The sequence below is a fragment of the Nocardioides phosphati genome (assembly GCF_014646375.1).
Classification (GTDB): domain Bacteria; phylum Actinomycetota; class Actinomycetes; order Propionibacteriales; family Nocardioidaceae; genus Nocardioides; species Nocardioides phosphati.
In genome coordinates, this window is record NZ_BMNI01000001.1 from 666,560 (window position 1) to 685,762 (window position 19,203).

22 protein-coding genes are annotated in these 19,203 nt (G+C 70.9%); 14 read left to right on the forward strand and 8 right to left on the reverse strand.

Annotated features, from left to right (window positions below; translation table 11 throughout):
* Positions 1-74: 74 nt before the first annotated feature.
* The 4 genes from IEX47_RS03380 (at position 75) to IEX47_RS03395 (ending at position 3,342) form a co-directional block, all read left to right on the forward strand.
* Complete coding sequence (locus tag IEX47_RS03380) at positions 75-1,697, forward strand: sensor histidine kinase (RefSeq protein WP_188782544.1); 1,623 nt, start codon at positions 75-77, stop codon at positions 1,695-1,697.
* On the forward strand, positions 1,694-2,353 hold the full coding sequence (locus IEX47_RS03385) for a response regulator (protein WP_188782545.1): 660 nt from the start codon (positions 1,694-1,696) through the stop codon (positions 2,351-2,353). The genes IEX47_RS03380 and IEX47_RS03385 overlap by 4 nt, the downstream gene beginning before the upstream one ends.
* A 62-nt stretch (positions 2,354-2,415) precedes the next feature.
* Entirely contained in the window at positions 2,416-2,775 is a 360-nt protein-coding gene (locus IEX47_RS03390; protein ID WP_188782899.1) for a hypothetical protein, read from the forward strand.
* 45 nt (positions 2,776-2,820) lie between these two features.
* The gene (locus IEX47_RS03395; RefSeq protein WP_188782546.1) at positions 2,821-3,342 is read left to right on the forward strand and encodes a ferritin; all 522 of its coding nucleotides are present in this window, start codon (positions 2,821-2,823) and stop codon (positions 3,340-3,342) included.
* Between the two features lie 25 nt (positions 3,343-3,367).
* On the opposite strand, the gene IEX47_RS03400 is transcribed toward IEX47_RS03395, so the two are convergent.
* Both IEX47_RS03400 and nucS read right to left on the reverse strand, forming a co-directional pair.
* Positions 3,368-3,910 carry a DUF952 domain-containing protein gene (locus IEX47_RS03400; protein WP_188782547.1) on the reverse strand — a complete coding sequence of 181 codons (543 nt, stop codon included), beginning with the start codon at positions 3,908-3,910 and terminating at the stop codon, positions 3,368-3,370.
* Positions 3,910-4,608, reverse strand: coding sequence for an endonuclease NucS (gene nucS, locus IEX47_RS03405; RefSeq protein WP_188782548.1), 699 nt, complete (start codon positions 4,606-4,608; stop codon positions 3,910-3,912). The genes IEX47_RS03400 and nucS overlap by 1 nt, the downstream gene beginning before the upstream one ends.
* 98 nt (positions 4,609-4,706) lie before the next feature.
* Between nucS and IEX47_RS03410 the strand changes: the two genes are divergently transcribed.
* Both IEX47_RS03410 and IEX47_RS03415 read left to right on the forward strand, forming a co-directional pair.
* Positions 4,707-5,390 (forward strand): hypothetical protein, encoded by a 684-nt coding sequence (locus IEX47_RS03410; RefSeq protein WP_229662581.1) that lies wholly within the window; start codon positions 4,707-4,709, stop codon positions 5,388-5,390.
* Positions 5,391-5,448: 58 nt separating this feature from the next.
* A complete protein-coding gene (locus tag IEX47_RS03415) occupies positions 5,449-6,531 on the forward strand; it encodes a 3-hydroxyacyl-CoA dehydrogenase family protein (protein ID WP_188782549.1) in 1,083 nt (360 codons plus the stop codon).
* A gap of 60 nt (positions 6,532-6,591) precedes the next feature.
* Here IEX47_RS03415 and IEX47_RS03420 read toward each other — a convergent pair whose 3' ends face one another.
* Positions 6,592-7,326: an MBL fold metallo-hydrolase gene (locus IEX47_RS03420; protein WP_188782550.1), complete on the reverse strand. Its 735-nt coding sequence runs from the start codon at positions 7,324-7,326 to the stop codon at positions 6,592-6,594.
* Positions 7,327-7,365: 39 nt separating this feature from the next.
* On the opposite strand from IEX47_RS03420, the gene IEX47_RS03425 reads away from it, so the two are divergent.
* Positions 7,366-8,139, forward strand: a complete 774-nt coding sequence (locus IEX47_RS03425) for an alpha/beta fold hydrolase (RefSeq protein ID WP_229662582.1) — start codon at positions 7,366-7,368, stop codon at positions 8,137-8,139.
* 15 nt (positions 8,140-8,154) lie between these two features.
* On the opposite strand, the gene IEX47_RS03430 is transcribed toward IEX47_RS03425, so the two are convergent.
* Entirely contained in the window at positions 8,155-8,697 is a 543-nt protein-coding gene (locus IEX47_RS03430; protein WP_188782551.1) for a CGNR zinc finger domain-containing protein, read from the reverse strand.
* A 38-nt stretch (positions 8,698-8,735) separates the two neighbouring features.
* Between IEX47_RS03430 and IEX47_RS03435 the strand changes: the two genes are divergently transcribed.
* Entirely contained in the window at positions 8,736-9,698 is a 963-nt protein-coding gene (locus IEX47_RS03435) for an EamA family transporter (RefSeq protein ID WP_188782552.1), read from the forward strand.
* Between the two features lie 22 nt (positions 9,699-9,720).
* Here the strand turns inward: IEX47_RS03435 and IEX47_RS03440 are convergent, their stop codons facing one another.
* Both IEX47_RS03440 and IEX47_RS03445 read right to left on the reverse strand, forming a co-directional pair.
* Entirely contained in the window at positions 9,721-10,788 is a 1,068-nt protein-coding gene (locus tag IEX47_RS03440; RefSeq protein WP_229662583.1) for an AI-2E family transporter, read from the reverse strand.
* A 4-nt stretch (positions 10,789-10,792) separates the two neighbouring features.
* Positions 10,793-11,965, reverse strand: coding sequence for a DivIVA domain-containing protein (locus tag IEX47_RS03445; protein WP_188782554.1), 1,173 nt, complete (start codon positions 11,963-11,965; stop codon positions 10,793-10,795).
* Positions 11,966-12,216: 251 nt separating this feature from the next.
* Between IEX47_RS03445 and IEX47_RS03450 the strand changes: the two genes are divergently transcribed.
* Genes IEX47_RS03450 through IEX47_RS03465 form a run of 4 tightly spaced genes read left to right on the forward strand, consistent with a single transcriptional unit; the run spans position 12,217 to position 14,826 of the window.
* Positions 12,217-12,594 (forward strand): ArsR/SmtB family transcription factor, encoded by a 378-nt coding sequence (locus IEX47_RS03450; RefSeq protein WP_229662584.1) that lies wholly within the window; start codon positions 12,217-12,219, stop codon positions 12,592-12,594.
* 5 nt (positions 12,595-12,599) lie between these two features.
* Positions 12,600-14,303 carry a SulP family inorganic anion transporter gene (locus IEX47_RS03455; RefSeq protein WP_188782555.1) on the forward strand — a complete coding sequence of 568 codons (1,704 nt, stop codon included), beginning with the start codon at positions 12,600-12,602 and terminating at the stop codon, positions 14,301-14,303.
* 48 nt (positions 14,304-14,351) lie between these two features.
* Positions 14,352-14,609 carry a hypothetical protein gene (locus tag IEX47_RS03460; protein WP_188782556.1) on the forward strand — a complete coding sequence of 86 codons (258 nt, stop codon included), beginning with the start codon at positions 14,352-14,354 and terminating at the stop codon, positions 14,607-14,609.
* Positions 14,599-14,826, forward strand: a complete 228-nt coding sequence (locus tag IEX47_RS03465; RefSeq protein ID WP_188782557.1) for a hypothetical protein — start codon at positions 14,599-14,601, stop codon at positions 14,824-14,826. Before IEX47_RS03460 ends, IEX47_RS03465 begins: the two co-directional genes overlap by 11 nt.
* Positions 14,827-14,914: 88 nt before the next feature.
* Here the strand turns inward: IEX47_RS03465 and ccrA are convergent, their stop codons facing one another.
* The gene (ccrA, locus tag IEX47_RS03470) at positions 14,915-16,252 is read right to left on the reverse strand and encodes a crotonyl-CoA carboxylase/reductase (RefSeq protein WP_229662585.1); all 1,338 of its coding nucleotides are present in this window, start codon (positions 16,250-16,252) and stop codon (positions 14,915-14,917) included.
* Positions 16,253-16,412: 160 nt separating this feature from the next.
* Positions 16,413-16,868, reverse strand: a complete 456-nt coding sequence (gene mce / locus IEX47_RS03475) for a methylmalonyl-CoA epimerase (RefSeq protein ID WP_373289203.1) — start codon at positions 16,866-16,868, stop codon at positions 16,413-16,415.
* Between the two features lie 143 nt (positions 16,869-17,011).
* Here mce and IEX47_RS03480 point away from each other — a divergent pair, with 143 nt between their 5' ends.
* Positions 17,012-18,202: an acetyl-CoA C-acetyltransferase gene (locus IEX47_RS03480; protein WP_188782559.1), complete on the forward strand. Its 1,191-nt coding sequence runs from the start codon at positions 17,012-17,014 to the stop codon at positions 18,200-18,202.
* Positions 18,202-19,197, forward strand: coding sequence for a methylmalonyl Co-A mutase-associated GTPase MeaB (meaB, locus tag IEX47_RS03485; protein ID WP_188782560.1), 996 nt, complete (start codon positions 18,202-18,204; stop codon positions 19,195-19,197). Before IEX47_RS03480 ends, meaB begins: the two co-directional genes overlap by 1 nt.
* Positions 19,198-19,203 lie beyond the last annotated feature (6 nt).

Sequence of the window (19,203 nt, forward strand, 5' to 3'; positions counted from 1 at the left end):
ACGACAGTCACAATCCTTGTGCGAATTGCGGCTCCATTGCGCACAAACAACTTTGTGTGCATTCTGCTCACGTGATGTCGAAGCGCCCCTCGGGCTCCCGCGAGCTCACGATCGGCGCGGGCACGGTGCTGGTCGTGGTGGCGCTCCTGGGCATCGTCGTCCTGGCCGGCATCGCCACCGCGACGCTCGTGCTGCGCAACGACCTGACCAGTCAGTACGAGCAGCGGGCGCTCGCCGTGGCCCGCTCCGTGGCGCAGGAGCCGGGCCTCGGCGACCAGGTGCTGCACGGGTCTCCGTCGGCCACCGGCCCGGTGCAGCAGGCCGCCGAGCACGTACGCCGCGCGACCGGCGCGCTGTACGTCGTGGTGACCGACGACCGGGGCATCCGCTACAGCCACCCCGACGTGGCGCGCATCGGCAAGAAGGTCAGCACGAGCCCCGACGAGGCGCTCGCCGGCCATGAGGTCGTCACCGTGGAGCGCGGCACGCTGGGCACCTCGGCGCGCGGCAAGGTGCCGCTGCGTGCCGCCGACGGCACGATCGTCGGCGAGGTCAGCGTCGGCATCAGCACCGACCGGATCGCCGCGGCCACCCGTCACCTCGCGCTCGCCCTCGGAGTGCTCGCGCTCGCGCCGCTCGGGCTCGGCCTCCTCGGTGCGCTCACCCTGGGCCGCCGGCTCACCCGCCGCACGCTCGGTCTCGCGCCGGGGCAGCTGGCCGACCTGGTCCGGGAGCACGAGGCGGTGCTCCGCGGCGTACGCGACGGGGTGATCGGCCTGGACCCGCGCGGTCGCGTGACGGTCACGAATCCCGAGGCGGACCGGCTGCTCGGCTACGCCCTCGAGCGTGGCGATCCGGTGACCGAGCGTGCCGATCCTGCGCTCGCCCGCCTCGTTGCCCAGGAGCCCGCTCCCGACGGCGAGCTCGCGCTGCTGGGTGACCAGGTCGTGCTCGCGACGCGCCTCGCCGTACGCCGCGACGGGCGTGACCTCGGTCAGGTGCTGATCCTCAGGGACCGTTCGGACCTCGACACCCTGGCGCGCGAGCTGGAGGCGACGCGGGCCTTGACCGATGCCCTGCGTGCGCAGGCGCACGAGCACGCCAACCGGCTGCACGGGCTGGCCGGGTTGCTCCACCTGGGTCGGCTCGACGAGGCGCGGGACTACCTCGACGAGCTCTCCGAGGCGCGCACGTGGGTGCCGGGCCTGAAGGACCCCTACCTCGCCGGGCTGGTCGCTGCGAAGTCGGCCATGGCCTCGGAGGCCGGTGTGGCACTGACCGTCGCGGAGGAGACCTGGGTCGACGGCGAGCTGGCCCGGCCGCTCGAGGTCGTGACCGTCGTGGCGAACCTCCTCGACAACGCGATCCGGGCGGCCGCCGCGGGGTCGCGCCGCCCGGCGGGCGTGGTGATCAGCCTGCTCGGCACCGGCACCGACCTGCTCGTCCACGTCGAGGACACCGGCGACGGCGTGGCTGCGGCCGACGCCGCCGTCGTCTTCGACCACGGCTTCACGACGCGCAGCGGCGACCGCTCCGGCCACGGCATCGGGCTCTCGCTCGCCCGCCACACGGCGCGATCGGGCGGGGGAGACCTCGTGCTCCGCGACCGGGGTGGGTCGCACCACGGGGCGGTCTTCGAGGCGACCCTGCGCGGGGCGCTCGCGCCCACCGTCAACGATCCCGGGAGGGACGCATGATCAAGGTCCTGGTCGTCGACGACGACTTCCGTGTGGCGCGGGTCCACGCCGACCTCGCCGCGCGTGTGGAGGGCATCGAGGTGGTCGGCATGGGCCACACCGCAGCGCAGGCGCTCGAGCTGATGGCGGAGCACCGGCCCGACCTCGTGCTCCTCGACGAGCACCTTCCCGATGAGCCCGGCTCGCAGCTCATGCGGCGCCTCGACGCGGCGGTCATCATGGTCACCGCCGACGGAGACGCCGACGCCGTACGCCGTGCGGTCGCCGGGGGCGCGCTGGCCGTCGTGCTGAAGCCGTTCGCCCCGGAGGCACTCGTGAGCAGGCTGGTCGCCTTCGTACGGTTCCGCCGCGCGCTCGAGGGCGCCGGGTCCCTCGACCAGGCGCAGGTCGACCACGTGCTCTCGGTCCTGCACGGGGGCGGGGCGACGTCACTCCCGGCGAAGGGCCGCTCGTCGGTGACGGCGGAGGCGATCCGGTCGGCGCTGGAGGCCTCCGACGACGCGCTCACCGCGGCTGACGTGGCAGGAACCATCGGCGTCTCGCGTGCGACAGCCCAGCGCTACCTGAGCGACCTGGTCCAGGCGGGCCGCGTCGAGCTCAGCCTGCGGTACGGCGTGACCGGACGTCCCGAGCACCGCTACGCCTGGCGCGGCTGACCACCGTGACGCTCGCCACGATTCAGGTGAGGCTTGCCTAAGCCGGTGTTACCGTGGACGGCATGGGCAAGAAGAAGCTGCGCAAGGAGCTGAAGAAGCTCCGTGCCGACCTGCGCAAGGTCGAGCGCCGGCTGGAGCGTGCCCAGGAGCAGATCGCCGCGGTCCAGCAGGCCCAGCAGGCCCAGGTGGCCGCGGGCCGACTCGACATCGGGCAGGGCCCGGTCGAGGTCGAGACCGTCTGCGCGCCGAAGGCGCTGCTGCCCAAGACGGAGTGCTGCGGCAGCCGGAAGCGCTGTGCGCGCTGCCCGATCCTCATGCTCAAGGAGGGCACGCTGCCCGACGGCCTGACCGTCAAGCACCGCAAGCTCGTGGGTGCGGACGGCAAGCGCGTCACGAAGAAGCAGCTGACGAGCGTCGCCTGACGAACCGGTAGGGTCGGCGCACCGCCGTACGACCCGAGGAGAACCATGGCCGCCCGCTTCGCCGAGCAGCTCAACGCCCAGATCGGCAACGAGCTCGCCGCCCACAACCAGTACCTCGCCTGCGCGATCCACTACGACGCGCTGACGATGCCGCAGACCGCGGCACTCTTCTACGGGCAGGCCCTCGAGGAGCGCGAGCACGCGATGATGATGGTGCAGTACCTCCTCGACACCGACGCGGCGGTCGAGATCCCGGCGGTGCCGGCCGCCGTGAGCAGCTTCGAGGGCGTCGTCGCCCCCGTCGAGCTCGCCCTCGAGCAGGAGAAGCGGGTCACCGAGCAGGTCTTCGCCCTGGTCAAGACGGCCCGCGAGGAGAACGACTACGCGGCCGAGCAGTTCATGCAGTGGTTCGTGAAGGAGCAGGTCGAGGAGGTCGCCACGATGGGCGACCTGCTGACGATCGTCCAGCGCAACGAGGACCGCATCAACGACATCGAGAACTACGTCGCGCGCGAGCAGGGTGGCGAGGCGGCCGACCCGACCGCTCCCCGGGCCGCAGGCGCCTGATCGACCACCGAGCCGCCGGCTGCCCTCAGGGGCGGTCGGCGGCTCGTGCGTTGCGGCGCCGGTAGGCGACCGCCGCGAGCACCGTGCCGAGCACGACGGTCGCGGCCAGTCCGGCGAGGGCAGCGCCGGCACTGCCGGTCTGGTGCTCGACGAGCGCCGCGACCGCGACGGCCGCAGCCATGACCACGATCGCGGCGAGCATCCGGAAGAGCGCCTCGCCCAGGAAGAGCCGGAAGAAGGACTCCGACGGCTCCGCGGTCGACGCCAGCGGCCGTACGCCGACGACGGCCGCCGGGTTCAGAGCGCCGTGGATGTGCGGATAGGTGTCGTCCTCGACCGGGTCCTCCGACCACGGCGCGGTCAGCTTGTCGGTGTCGATCTCGAGCAGCACGAGCGGCTCGCGCGCGTCGGCGTACACGAGCTCGCGGATCGCCTGCCACTGGTCCTCGCGCGAGCAGTGGATGAAGCCCTCCTGCTCGAGGGTGCGGCCGCGGGTCGACCAGGCGTAGGCGCCGGCCAGCTTCGCGGCCTCCCAGCGGGAGCGCTCGGCGATGTGGAAGATCCGCATCAGAAGAGCCGGTCGGTCGGGTCGTCGAGGCCGCGCAGCGCGTCGTAGTCGACGACGGCGCACTGGATGCCCCGGTCCTCGGCGAGCACGCGGGCCTGCGGCTTGATCTCCTGCGCAGCGAAGATGCCGCGGACGCCGCCCTTGGCGGTGAGCAGCGGGTCGCGGTTGAGCAGCTCCAGGTAGCGCGTGAGCTGCTCGACGCCGTCGATCTCGCCACGACGCTTGATCTCGACGGCAACGGACTGGCCGCCCGCGTCGCGACACATCAGGTCGACCGGGCCGATCGCGGTGGGGAACTCCCGGCGTACGAGCGTGAGGCCCTCGGCCAGCGTGGCCGGGTGCTCGGCGAGCAGCTCCTGCAGGTGCTTCTCGACGCCGTCCTTCTGCAGGCCGGGGTCGATGCCGAGGTCGTGGGAGGAGTCGTGGTGGATCTCCTCGATGAGGATCCGCAGCGTGTCGGGCTGGGCCGAGCCCTTCGCCTTGGCGGTGACGGTCCACTCGATCTGGCCCTCGTCGGTGCTGCCCTCGACGACGGAGCACGGCGGGCTCATCCAGTTGAGCGGCTTGTAGGAGCCGCCGTCGCTGTGCACGAGCACCGAGCCGTCGGACTTGAGCATCAGCACCCGGGTGGCCATCGGGAGGTGCGCCGACAGGCGTCCGGCGTAGTCGACCTGGCAGCGCGCGACGAGGATCCTCACGCGCGGTGAATCTACCGGAGGACCGGGGCGGGGACGGCAACGGACCAATCTGCTCCGTTCGTCCGTTTTGGTGCCCGCGGGGGAGGACGATGGGGCGCATGAAGCTGCGTGCCACCTATGCGAACGTCGCCGCCACCGCGGCCCTGGTCATCTCCATGAGCGGCACGGCGTACGCCGCCACCGTCATCTACTCCTCGAACATCGCCGACAACACGATCCGGTCCGTCGACGTCCACGACGACAACCTCCAGTCGCGCGACATCCTCAACGGCACGCTCACCGGCGCGGACGTGAAGGACGGCAGTCTCGGTCTGACCGACCTGAGCGCCACGGCGAAGGACGGGCTGAAGGGCGACCCGGGTGAGCCCGGAACCCCTGGCACCCCTGGTACCAACGGCACCAACGGCACCAACGGAGTGGATGGCCAGGACGGCCAGGACGGCGCTCCAGGCACCCCAGGAACGAACGGAACCAACGGAACGAACGGAACCAACGGAACCAACGGGGTGAGCGGCTACGAGGTGCTGCGGCAGATGTACAGCGGGCCGGCAGCGGACGCGAACAAGGAGATCATCGTCTGGTGTCCGAGCGGGAAGAAGCCGCTCGGTGGCGGCTACGACCTCGATGAGGGGTCGCGTGTTGTGACCGTCGACCAGAACCAGTTCTACGACTACAACGGCCAGCAGGGGTGGCGCACAGTGGCCAGGCTGACCAACTTCAATGGCGACGCGACTGCGGACTACGGCTTCGCGGCTTGGGTGACCTGCGCCTCCGTGCAGTGACGGACCACGCACCGGAAGCCGCCCCGCGACGTACGCCGCCCGTGGCAGGATCGCGCGCATGACCGACCTGACCAACGAGCAGATCGCGGACACGCTGATCCTGCCGTACCTCAACCACGCCATCCGCATGTTCGAGGCGGGCTACGCCTCCGCCGTCGACATCGACAACGGCATGATCTACGGCTGCGGCTACCCCAAGGGCCCGATGACCGTCGCCCAGGAGCGCGGCCTCTTCACGCCGGCCGAGGGCTCGTCCGACGCTGGCGCCCCCGAGTTCAAGATCCAGATCAACAAGGTCGGCGTCGTCGGCACCGGCACGATGGCCTCGGGCATGATCCAGGTCTTCGCCCAGGCCGGCTACGACGTCGTCTACGTCGGCCGCGGCCAGGACAAGCTCGACGGCGTCGTCTCCTTCATCGACAAGGGCCTCTCCAAGCTCGTCGAGAAGGGCCGCATGACGGAGGACGTGAAGTCCGACGTGCTCGGTCGCCTCTCCGGCTCCACCGAGCGCGAGGCGCTGGCCGACGTCGACATCGTCGTCGAGGCGATCGCCGAGGACCTCGCCATCAAGACCGAGCTTTACAAGGACCTCGACCGGATCTGCAAGCCGGGCGCGATCCTGGCGACGACCACGTCGTCCATGCCGATCACCAAGCTGGGCGAGGCCACGAGCCGCCCCGAGTCCGTCATCGGCATGCACTTCTTCAACCCGGCCACGATCCTCAAGCTCGTCGAGGTCGTCACGACCGACGCGACCTCCGCCGACGTCGCCGAGACCGTGCTCGCGCTCTGCGCGAACATCAAGAAGGTCGCCGTCTCCTGTGGCGACCGCTCGGGCTTCATCGTCAACTGCCTCCTCTTCCCGTACCTCAACGACGCGGTGAAGCTGCTCGAGTCGGGCCAGGCCTCCATGGAGGAGATCGACGCCGCGATCAAGGAGCAGGCCGGCTTCCCGATGGGTCCGTTCGCGCTCCTCGACCTCGTCGGCAACGACGTCTCGCTCGCCATCGAGAAGGAGCTCTTCGAGACCTTCGGCGCCGAGGCCCCGGAGTTCGAGCCGGCGAAGACCCTCGTCGAGAAGGTCGAGGCGGGCGAGCTCGGCCGCAAGACCAAGAAGGGCTTCTACGACTACTCGGCCTGAGCCGCGTAGCAGGAGCCTCGCGTACGGCGTCGGAGCACTGCTCCGGCGCCGTCCGCCATTTCAGGAGCGGGCGAGCTCCACGGCTTCGCGCATGGTCCCCGTCCACGCGTTGCCGTGACCGGGCAGCACGATGCCGGCGTCGAGCGCGGCGAGGTCGTCGAGCGTCTTCTCCGCCTGCGCCTGGTCGTGCGTGAAGAAGTCCGGCAGCAGGTGCGGCCGGCGTACGCCGGTGACGGGGTGGCCGGTGACCAGAGCGTCGCCGGTGGCCACCGCGCCCGCCCCCTCGAAGTGGTACGCCGTGTGCCCGGTCGTGTGCCCGGGCGTCGGCACCGCGACGGGCCGGCCGGGCAGGTCGAGCGGAGTGCCCGTGGCGCAGGCGGTGATCTCGGGGACCGCGACGTCCTGGGTGGCGCCGACGGCGAGGATGCGCGCCGACCAGAGCAGGACGCGGGGGTTCCAGGCGCGGAGCGCCACGTCGAGCTCGCCCGCCTGCTGGAGGTACTCGCGCTTCGCGTGGGGCACCTCGTCGGCACCGGTGAAGACCGGTGCGGAGAGGCCGCACCACTCGATGCTGCCGATGTGGTCGACGTGTGCGTGGGTGACCAGGACGGCGGCGACGTCGTCGAGCGAGCGGCCGATGCGGTCGAGGGACGCACGCACTCGGGCGGCATCACCGGGGTAGCCCGCGTCGACCATCGTCACCTGCCCGTCCTCCTCGGCGAGGATCCAGTTGACCAGCCCGGTGCTGGCGAGGTGGACGCCGTCGGCGACCTGCGTGACAGTGAGGCGGGGCATGGCCCCGACGCTAGTCGGTCGGATGGAAGACTGCAGCCCGTGACCCTCCACACGACCTCCTACGGCGACTCCGGAAGCCGGGTCGTCTTCTGTCACGGCCTCTTCGGCCAGGGGCGCAACTGGACCCAGCACGCCCGTGCGCTCGCCGACCGCCACCGCGTGCTGCTCGTGGACATGCCCAACCACGGCCGCTCGCCGTGGACGGACTCGATCGACTACGTCTCGATGGCCGACCAGGTGGCCGAGCTGCTCGATCCGGCCGACCCGGTCGCGCTCGTGGGCCACTCGATGGGTGCCAAGGCGGCGATGGTCCTCACGTTGCGCCATCCGGAGCTCGTCGAGCGGCTGATGGTCGTCGACATGGCGCCGGTGGCCTACGCCAACGGCTCGGGCTTCCGTGGCTACATCGACGCGATGCTGGCCATGGACCTCGCCCCCGGTGCGTCGCGCGAGGACGCCGACGCCGCGCTGCGTGACGCGGTGCCCGACGACGGCGTGCGCGCGTTCCTGCTGCAGAACCTCCGCCGCTCGCCCGAGGGCTGGAGCTGGCAACCGAACCTCGAGCTGCTCCGCGACGAGCTCGGCACGATCTCCGGCTGGCCCGCCGAGGCGGTCGCCGGCCTCCCGCCGTACGCCGGTCCGGTGCTGTGGGTGGGCGGTGCCGACTCGGGCTACGTGAAGGACGAGTACGCCCCGGCGATGGAGGCGCTCTTCCCGCGCGTGCGGAAGGTGATGATCAAGGGCGCGGGCCACTGGGTCCACTCCGAGCAGCCCGAGGTCTTCCGCGAGGTCCTGCGCCGCTTCGTCGACTGAGCGGCGGCCGGTCGGTCAGGCCTGACGGGCGCGGTACGCCGCGACCGCGGCGCGGTTGCTGCACGCGGTCGAGCAGTAGCGCCGCGAGCGGTTGCGGGAGAGGTCCAGCACGATCCCGGCGCACGTCTCGTCCTCGCAGAGGGAAAGGCGGCTCATCTCGTCGGCACGGATCACGTCGATCAGCGCCATCGCCGTCTCGACCTTGATCTGGACCGGGACGTGGGCGTCGGTCGGCACAGCGTGGATGTGCCAGTCGAGCGCGTCGTGGCGGACCAGCTGGGGGAGTGCGCCCGCCTCGGCCAGCCACTGGTTGACGATCTGGGCGGCTGCGTCGCGCCCGGCGGTGAGCAGGTGCCGAAGGGGCTCGCGGAGGGCCTGCACCTCGGCGAGGAGCCCGGGCGTCGCCCGCGGCGCGAAGCTGTAGGACTGCTGCTCGAAGAAGGTGTCGAGCGCCTCGGTGGTGGCGAGCCGGTCGCTGTCCTGAGGACTCGAGAACCGGCTGTTGACCAGCGCGACGGCGGCCCGCAGGTTCATCTCCGTGTCATGAGAAAAAAGCATTTTGACAGGTTACATGCCCCGCAGTAGCGTCATGTGTCATGAAGGCAGTGGCTCATGACACCTCGTTCGGACCCGGCCTTGCCTACTCGGTGCTCGCTGCCCTGTCCTTCGGGCTCTCGGGCACGCTCGCCACGCCGTTGATGGCCGCCGGCTGGAGTCCTGCCGCGGTCGTCGTCGTGCGCGTCCTGATCGGTGGCGTGGCCCTCGCGCTCCCGGCGGCCTTCGCGCTCCGCGGCCGCTGGCACCTCCTGCGCGAGGAGGCGGCGCTCGTCGCGTCGTACGGCGTGGTCTGCATCGGCTTCACCCAGTTCGCCTACTTCAGCGCGGTCACCCACATGGAGGTCGGCATCGCGCTCCTCATCGAGTACGCCGCGCCCGTGGTGGTGCTCGGCTGGCTCTGGCTCCGCGACGGCCAGCGCCCCTCGCGCACGACCGCGCTGGGCGCACTGATCGCCGTCGCCGGACTGGTGCTCGTGCTCGACCTCTTCTCCGGCGCGTCGGTGAGCCTGCCCGGGCTCGCCTGGGGCTTCGGCGCGATGCTCGGCTGCGCGGTCTACTTCGTGCTCTCGGCCCGCCCGGCCGCGCTCCCGGGTGTCGTGCTGGCCTCCGGCGGCATGCTCCTCGGCGGTGCCCTCCTCGGCCTGGCCGGGCTGGCCGGGCTGGTCCCGCTGCACGCCGGCGCCGGCTCCGTCGCCTTCCGCGGGGTCGCGGTGGCCGCCTGGCTGGTCCTGCTCGCGATCGGCGTGGTGACCTGCGGGCTGGCCTACCTGTTCGGCATCCTCGGCTCGCGCCGCCTGGGCTCACGCCTCGCCTCGTTCGTCGCGCTGCTCGAGGTCGTCGTCGCCCTGGCGATGGCCCGGCTGCTGCTCGGCCAGGCGGTCGGTCCGGTCCAGCTCGTCGGTGGCCTCGGCATCCTGGCCGGCGTGGTCCTCGTCCGGCTCGGCGAGCCGGCGCGGCGTCCGGAGCCCCTCGCGGACGTCGACCAGCTGGTCCACGTCTGAGCGGGCGCCCGCAGGCGTCGGGCTAGACGGCGTTCTGCCGCCGGATGAACACCTCGCGCACGAGCAGCAGGATCGCGGCCGCCGTCGGGATCGCCAGCAGCGCGCCGACGACACCGAGCAGGGCGGCGCCGATCAGCGCGGCGATCACCGTCACCGAGCCGGGCACGTCGACCGACCGCTTCATGACGCGCGGGTAGATCACGTAGTTCTCGACCTGCTGGTAGATGACGTAGAAGATGATGCAGGCGATGCCGATGTGGACGTCCGTGGCGAAGCCGATCGCCGTGACCACGACGGCGCCGATCGTGGCGCCGATCATCGGGATCACGTCGAGCAGGGCCACCGTGAACGCCAGCGCCACGGCGTACTCGCCCAGGCCGATGACGAAGAGGAAGACCAGCGAGCTCAGGCCTGCGCAGACCGCGACGACGAAGGCGCCGGAGACGTAGCCGCCGACGCTGAGGATGATCCGGTCGCCGAGCATCCGCACGCGGGCCCGTCGCGAGGCGGGCGCCAGCTCGTAGAGGGCGTCCTTGGTCTTGTCGATCGAGGCGAGGAAGTAGAGCGTCAGCACGATGACGACGAAGGCGTTGCCCAGGGCCGACAGCACCGCCAGGCCGAAGCCGAGGACGCCACCGAAGAGCTGCTTGCCGAGCTCGCCGCCCTCGATGTAGGCCTTCGCCTTCTCGATGAGCGCGAACTCGTCGTTCCACTTCTGCACCTGGCGGTTGCGCTGGAGCTCGTCGAGCCAGCCCGGCGCGTGGGCCGTGATCAGGGCGATCTGGTCACCGATGACCGGGACGATCGCGGCCAGGAAGAGCGCGAGGACACCGATGACGACCGAGATGACGAGCAGGAGCGCCCAGTGGCGCTTGATCCGCCGGCCGCGGACCTCGAGGCCGGTGATCCACATGACCGCCGGGTTGAGGCCGGCGGCGAGGAAGAGCGCCACGACGATGAGCACGAGGATGTGCCCGATGGCGAGCACCTGGGTGCCCAGCCAGAACGCCGTCAGTGCGCCGAGGGCGCCGAAGAAGCCGAGGTAGAACGGGCCGTGCCCGAGCGGTGCGCCCGGCTCCTCCGGAGCCACCACGTCACTCCTCGCCGAAGCCCGCGACCACGTCACGGAGCTGGGCGAGCTGGGCGACGATCGCGTCGCGACGCTTGCCGAGGCGCGAGACCTCGTTGCGCAGGTCGGTGAGCTCGCGCTCCGCCTCGGCCTGGCCGTTGGCGGTGAGGTTCTCCGCCTGCGAGCGCGCGGAGGCGACGATCTGCTCGGCCTCGCGGCGCGCACGGACCAGCAGGGCGTCGGCCTCGGCCTGGGCCTGCTGGCGCTGGGCGTTGGACTGGGCGATGGCCTCGCCTGCGCGCTTCTCGGCGGCGGTGGCGCGGTCCTCGGCCTCCTTGACCAGGCGGTTGGTCTCGGCGAGCGCGGTCGAGTGGTGGTCGGAGGCCTCCTTGGCGAGGCGCTCCTTCTCGACGGCGAGCGTGCGCCGGGCCTCCTGGACCTCGCGGTCGGCGGCGGCGCGCGCCTTCTCCGCCTCGCGCTGGGCGGAGGTGCGCAGCTCGGCGGTCTCCTGCTGGGCGGCCAGACGGAGCTGGTCGGCCTCGCGCTGGGCGGACGCGCGCAGGTCGGTGGCCTCGCTGCGGGCGAGGGAGCGCTCCTGCTCGGCGTCGGCGAGGATCCGGGCACGCTGCTCGTCGAGCTCCTTGAGCTGGACGACGCGCATGTCCTCGGCCTCGCGGGTCGCCTCGGCGCGGATCGCCTTGGCGTCCTTGGTCGCCTGCGAGCGGATGTCGCCGGCCTCGGTCAGGGCGGCCGAGCGGATGTCGTCGGCCTCCTCCTCGGCGAGGCGGAGCAGCTCGTTGGCGCGGCCGCCGAGGCTGGCGTACGTCGGGGTCTCGCTCTCGGAGAGCTTCGCCTCGAGGTCCTTGACCCGCTTCTCGAGCTCGATGACGCGCTTCTCGCTCTCGCCCAGGCTGCTGCCCAGACCGGCCTTCTCGCCGAGGAGCTGGCGCAGGAGCGTGTCGACGGCCGGGACGTCGTAGCCACGGCGTACGACGGGGAGGGCCGGGAGCGTCGCGGGCGTCGCCGGGCGCGCTGGCGCCGCGGCTGCGGGCCGCTGGGCGGCCGGCTGCGGGGCCTGCTGGGTCGGGGCGGGAGCGGCCTTCACGGCAGGGATGACCTGCGTGGGCTCCGTGTCTCCCTGCTGCGCGGCCTTGTCGGCCGCCTTCTCACCGAAGATCGAGAGGCTGTCGTCGCTCATGGGGGACAGTCTGGCGGATCGGGCCAAGGCGGCGGGCCGCGACGCACCGCGGTGGGATGGGGAGCACAGCACCCCAGGTCGTGGTTGCGCCATGCACGCCGGCAGGCCAGTAGCCGGCGCACATGGCGGTGGGCAGCCCCGGGACGCGTGACTGATCAGGGGCGCTCGTCGGCAAGTCTACAAGAGATGAAAATGTTTTCACATTGCGATATCTTCGTAGAACGATCCGCGACCCGGGAAGGATATGGTTGATGCCGACTGCCCACCACGGAAACACCACCGCGGCGGCAGTCATGAGCGTGCCGCTCTACCAGGCGAAGTCGGAGTTCTTCCGGACGCTGGGCCACCCCGTGCGGATCCGGATCCTGGAGCTGCTCGCCGAGGGTGACCGTGCCGTACGTGAGCTCGGGGTGCAGATACCGGTCGAGCAGAGCAGCCTGTCCCAGCAGCTCGGGATCCTCCGGCGTACGTCGCTGGTCGCGTCGCACCGCATCGGTGGCGAGGTGATCTACAGCCTCACGGCACCCGAGGTCCGCGACCTGCTGCTGGCTGCCCGGCGGATCCTGGGCGACCGGGCTGCGGGCATGGGTGACTTCGAGAACGACCTCGCCGTCGTGCGCCCGCAATGATGCTGATGGCGTCCTCAGTGGCCGTCCGGCGCCTGCGGGCCCTGTTGCCGACCCGGGCGGACTGGCGTGGCTCGCGATGGGGCCGTGATCTCTCGGCGGGCATCACGGTCGCGCTGGTGGCCCTGCCGCTCGCCCTGGGGTTCGGCGAGACGGCCGGTCTCGGGGCGGGGGCAGGCGTGGTGACGGCTGTCGTTGCTGGAAGCCTGGCCGCGATCTTCGGCGGAAGCCGGGTCCAGGTGAGCGGGCCCACGGGTGCCATGACCGTGGTGCTGGTGCCGATCTTCAGTGCACACGGGCGTGACGGCGTCCTCGTCGTCGGCCTCCTGGCCGGCGTCCTGCTGCTGGTCCTCGCCTTCACCGGCGCGGGCCGGGTGGTCCGCTACGTGCCGACGCCCGTGGTCGAGGGCTTCACGGCAGGAATCGCCGTGATCATCGCCCTCCAGCAGGTCCCGCTCGTGCTCGGCGTGCACGCGTCCGCCGGGAAGGTGCTGGCTGTGGCGGTGCGCGCAGCGGGGACGTGGCAACCGGGAACGCAGTGGGTGGCGCCGACCATCAGCGCAGCAACGGTCGTCACGATCCTGCTGGCGGCGCGTCTCCGTCCGGGCCTGCCCGTCGCGCTTCCCGTCGTCATCGTCCTGGCTCTCGCCAACGACCGTCTCGGATGGGGCCTCTCCGTCCTCGGTGCGGTGCCGTCCGGGATACCCGCACCCCGTCTCCCGGCGATTCCCTGGGGTGGCCTGGAGTCGCTCCTCCTACCGGCGGTCGCGGTTGCCGCGCTGGCCGCGCTGGAGAGCCTGCTGTCGGCGAGCGTCGCCGATGCGATGAACGTCGGGCGACGGCACGACCCCGACCGCGAGCTCTTCGGTCAGGGCCTTGCCAACCTCGCTGCACCGCTGTTCGGCGGCATCCCTGCGACGGCGGCTCTGGCGCGCACCGCGGTCAACGTCCGCGCGGGGGCCACCTCGCGGCTCGCAGCACTCGTGCACGCGGTCGTGATCCTCGGGGTCGTCGTCCTCGCCGCGTCGTGGGTGCGGGAGATCCCGCTGGTCGCGCTCGCCGGCGTCCTGGTGGCGACGGCTGTGCAGATGGTCCGCTTCAGTGCGCTGTCCGCGCTGCTGCGTTCCACGCGCGGCGACGCCGCCACGCTGGTGGTGACCGCCATGGCCACGATCGCCCTCGACCTCGTGCAGGCAGTGCTGATCGGATTGGTGGTCGCGGGCTTCTTCGCCCTGCGCGCGACGGCCCGGACCGCCGTGCTGTCACCGACTCCGCTCGACGAGGCCGAGCACGTCGGCGAGGAGCAGGGCCTGCTCGACGAGCACATCGTCGCCTACCGGCTGGACGGCCCTCTCTTCTTCGGTGCGGCCCATGACTTCCTCCTCGAGCTCGCCGAGGCGTCGCGTGCGCGTGTCGTGATCCTGCGGATGTCGCACGTCACCACCATCGACGCCACGGGTGCGCACGTCCTCGCCGACACGATCCGCCGCCTCGAACGCCGGGGCGTCACAGTGCTCCTCTCCGGTGTGCAGCCGCAGCACCGGCAGGTGCTGGAGCAATTGGGCGCCTATGCCGGTCTCGCCCACGAACGCCACGTCTTCGCCTCGACGCCGGAGGCGATCAGCCACGCACGGGTCCACGCGGCTCGCGTCGGCCAGAGGGCCACCCCGAAGTCCGATCGAACCGACCACGCACGAGGAGAACTCCGATGACCCTGTCCACACCCGCGCCGTCCTGTCTCGTGAAGACGAGCTGAAGGGATGCCCTTGTACTTCCTGCGCGCCATCGAGCGCACCGACGGAGCTGCCTGCCATCACGGCACGGAGCTGATCGACCTGCATGATGACATCGACGCCGCCGTGGCCCACCTGCGTGAGGTCGGCACGACGTTCGGCAAGGTCATCGTCTTCGTCCACCACCTCGACGGTCGCGTCGAGGAGGTCGCGCGCATCGGTCTCGAGCCCAGGGCTGCTCCGGCTGGTGCGCCGACCGTCTCGCGTGGCGACCATGCGGAGTGACGAGGTGAAGCAGGCGCGGACACGATCCGTGCGTGCCCGCGACCTCAGGTCGGGCCAGTGGATCGTGACGGGCGCCGACCGGAAGCCGATGAAGGTGCTGGCCGTCTCCCGGCCCGTGCCGGGCGTGTGCCGCTTCACCCTCTACGCCCCGGTGACGGCCCGGCGGTCCTGCCTGACGGTCCCGCTGACCCAGGCGCTGAAGGTGCTCGAGGACTGACGCCTTGGGCCCCGCCTGAACGAAACGAACGCCCCGCCGGTGACCGGCGGGGCGTTCGCGAGTGTTGCGCGGATCGGATCCGGAGGGATCAGATGCCGCGGAACAGGTTGATCTTGTCGAGGTGCTTGGCGCGGAGCTCCTCGTTCTTGACGCCCAGGCCCTCCTCGTCGGCGAGGCAGAGCACACCGACCTTGCCCTGGTGCTTGTTGTGGTGCACGTCGAGGGCGGCCTGGCCGGTCTCCTCGAGCGTGTAGACGCGGGACAGGGTCGGGTGGATCTTGCCCTGCGCGACGAGGCGGTTGGCCTCCCACGACTCGCGGTAGTTGGCGAAGTGCGAGGAGATGATGCGCTTGAGGTTCATCCACAGGTAGCGGTTGTCGTACTCGTGCATGTAGCCCGACGTGGACGCGCAGGTGGTGATGGTGCCGCCCTTGCGGGTGACGTAGACCGAGGCGCCGAAGGTCTCGCGGCCCGGGTGCTCGAAGACGATGTCGATGTCCTCGCCGCCGGTGAGCTCGCGGATCGCCTTGCCGAAGCGCTGCCACTCCTTCGGGTTCTGCTTGGTGCCCTCCTCGTTCCAGAACTTCGGGTCGAGCTCGGAGCGGTTGATGACCATCTCGGCGCCCATGTTGCGGACGATCTGGGCCTTCTCCTCGTTGGAGACGACACAGACCGGGTTGGCGCCACCGTTGAGGGCGTACTGCGTGGCGAAGCCACCGAGGCCACCGGAGGCGCCCCAGATGAGGACGTTGTCGCCCTGCTTCATGCCGCCACCGTTCTTGGAGACCAGCTGGCGGTAGGCGGTGCAGTTGACCAGGCCCGGGGAGGCGGCCTCCTCCCAGGTGAGGTGCTCCGGCTTCGGCATGAGCTGGTTGGCCTTGACCATCGCGACGTCGGCGAGGCCGCCGAAGTTGGTCTCGAAGCCCCAGATGCGCTGCGACGGGTCCATCATCGTGTCGTTGTGGCCGTCGGGGGCCTCGAGCTCGACCGAGAGGCAGTGCGCGACGACGCGGTCGCCGGCCTTCCACTTGGTGACGCCCGGACCGACGGCGAGGACGACGCCGGCGAGGTCCGAGCCGACGATGTGGTACGGCAGGTCGTGGCGCTTGCCGAGCGCGGACTCACGGCCGTAGCGCTCCAGGAAGCCGAACGTCGAGACCGGCTCGAAGATCGAGGTCCACACGGTGTTGTAGTTGATCGCGGAAGCCATGACGGCGACGATCGCCTCGCCCGGGCCGATCTCCGGCATCGCGACCTCGTCGAGGTGGAGCGACTTGCGCGGGTCCTTGTCGCGGGACGCGATGCCCTCGAACATGTCCACCTCGTCCTTGTGGACGGTCATGGCGCGGTAGGACTCGGGGAGCTCGAGGTTCGCGAACTCCTCAGCCGAAGCCTCGTTCTTGATCGCGTCGAGAATGTTCTGCACGGGGCTGATCTCCTGCGTGGTCAGGTGGGCGGGTGTTGCCGCTTGATTGGGGCGAAGCATAAGCGCGCGCACGGCCTCACGGCAGAGGCTGTGCCGGACGTCTCAAGCCGCTTGAAGAGTCCTTCAAGCGGTCATTTCTGCGGGTGTTGCCGTGGGTCGGTCAGTGGTGTGCGTCGGGGTTCGGCTCGACGAGCTCGACGAGCACGCCGCCGGCGTCCTTCGGGTGGATGAAGTTCACCCGCGAGTTGGAGGTGCCCCGCTTCGGCTCCGGGTAGAGCAGGCGCAGGCCGCGCTCGCGGAGGATCTCGCAGACCGCGTCGATGTCGGTGACGCGGTAGGCGAGCTGCTGCAGGCCCGGACCCGACTTCGCGAGGAACTTGCCGATCGTGGTGTCGGGGGAGAGGGGCGCCAAGAGCTGGATGTGGGAGCCGGTGTCGCCGACGGCCACCATGGCCTCGCGGACACCCTGCTCCTCGTTGGTCTCCTCGTGCGCGACCTTCATGCCGAACTTCTCGGAGTAGAAGGCGATCGCCTCGTCGAGGTCGGGAACGGCGATGCCGACGTGGTCGATGGCGATGAACAGGTGCTCAGGAATCTCGACAGTCATGAGCCACATCCTGCCCCAGCGTGCGCCGGCGCTACGTCGTACGCCGCGTCTCGGGCACCGTGACCGGGTCCACATCCCAATCACCTACTCGCGCGGACGTGGCGACGACTACGCTCGAGAGCATCAACAGTCTTCAGCACCAGGAGGAATCCATGTCCGGATCCGTCATCGTCGCGGGTGCCCGCACCCCGGTCGGCAAGTTCCTGGGCGGGCTCTCGAGCCTGTCCGCCGCCGACCTCGGTGGCATCGCGATCAAGGGCGCCCTGGAGAAGGCCGGCATCTCCGGCGACCAGGTCGAGTACGTGATCATGGGTCACGTCATCCAGGCCGGCGCCGGTCAGATCACCGCGCGTCAGGCTGCCGTCAAGGGCGGCATCCCGATGAGCGTGCCTGCGAACACCATCAACAAGGTCTGCCTCTCCGGCATCAACGCGATCGCGCTGGCCGACCAGCTGATCCGCGCCGGTGAGCACGACATCATCGTCGCCGGTGGCATGGAGTCCATGTCGCAGGCCCCGCACGTGCTGCCCAACTCGCGTGGCGGCACGAAGATGGGCGACTGGAAGCTCATCGACTCGATGATGTACGACGCGCTCCACGACCAGTTCACCAACCAGGGCATGGGCAACCTGACCGAGGGCTGCAACGCCGCCGGCGCCAAGCTCAGCCGCGAGGAGCAGGACGCCTTCTCCGCGCAGTCGCACCAGCGTGCCGCTGCTGCCTGGAAGAACGGCGTCTTCGCCGACGAGGTCGTCCCGGTCACCATCACCACCCGCAAGGGTGAGACGGTCGTCTCCGAGGACGAGGGCATCATCGCCTCCACCACGGTCGAGTCGCTCGGCGGCCTGCGCCCGGCGTTCGCCAAGGACGGCACGATCACCGCCGGCTCCGCGTCGCAGATCTCCGACGGTGCCGCCGCGGTCGTCGTCATGAGCAAGAAGAAGGCCGAGGAGCTCGGCATCGAGTGGCTCGCCGAGATCGGTGCCTCCGGCCAGGTCGCCGGCCCCGACTCGACGCTGCAGCTGCAGCCGGCCAACGCCATCGAGAAGGCCGCCTCCAAGCAGGGCATCGCCGTCTCCGACATCGACCTCTTCGAGCTCAACGAGGCCTTCGCTGCCGTCGGCATCGAGTCGGCCCGCCAGCTCGGCGTCTCCGAGGACAAGGTCAACGTCAACGGTGGCGCCATCGCCATCGGCCACCCGCTCGGCATGTCCGGTGCGCGCATCACGCTGCACCTGGCCCTCGAGCTCGCCCGCCGCGGTGGCGGCACGGGTGCTGCTGCCCTCTGTGGTGGTGGCGGCCAGGGTGACGCGCTGATCATCACGGTCCCCGCCAAGGCCTGATGAGCTCCACGCACAACGCTGTGACGGCCGGCCGACCCTCGGGTCGGTCGGCCGTTGCCGTTCCCCAGCTCATCGCCGACGCCCGTGCGGGATCGCCCCGGGCAGTCGCCCGGCTGATCACGCTGGTCGAGGAGGCCTCGCCGCTGCTGCGCGAGGTGATGGCGGCGCTGATGCCGCACACCGGGCACGCCCGCATCGTCGGCCTGACCGGCTCGCCCGGCGTGGGCAAGTCGACCTCGACCTCCGCCCTGGTGACCGAGCTGCGCAAGCAGGGGCAGCGGGTCGCGGTGCTCGCCGTCGACCCGTCGTCCCCGTTCTCCGGGGGAGCGCTGCTGGGTGACCGCGTGCGCATGTCGCTGCACGCCACGGACCCCGACGTCTACATCCGCTCGATGGCCTCGAGGGGCCACCTGGGCGGTCTCTCGTGGGCGACCCCGCAGGCGCTGCGCGTGCTCGACGCGGCCGGCTTCGACACGATCCTGCTCGAGACCGTCGGCGTCGGCCAGAGCGAGGTCGAGGTCGCCGGCCTCGCCGACACGACCCTGGTCCTGCTCGCACCCGGCATGGGCGACGGCATCCAGGCCGCCAAGGCCGGCATCCTCGAGATCGGCGACGTGTACGTCGTCAACAAGGCCGACCGCGACGGCGCGGCGCAGGTCTCCCGCGACCTCCGCGGGATGCTCTCGCACTCCGAGCGCGCCGCCGACGCGTGGAAGCGACCGATCCTCAAGACGGTCGCGCAGGAGGGGACCGGTGTGGCTGAGGTCGTCGAGGCGATCGACGCGCACCGCGCCTACCTGGAGGCGACCGGGGAGCTCGCGCGCCGGCGTACGAAGCGGGCGCGGGTGGAGGTCGAGGAGATCGCGCTGGGCGAGCTGCGCCGCCGCTGGGGTGCTGTCTCCGGCAGCGCCGAGCTCGACATGCTGGCCGCCCGGGTGGCCACCGCACAGCTCGACCCCTACGCCGCCGCGGACGAGCTGCTGAAGGACCGCTAGAGTTAG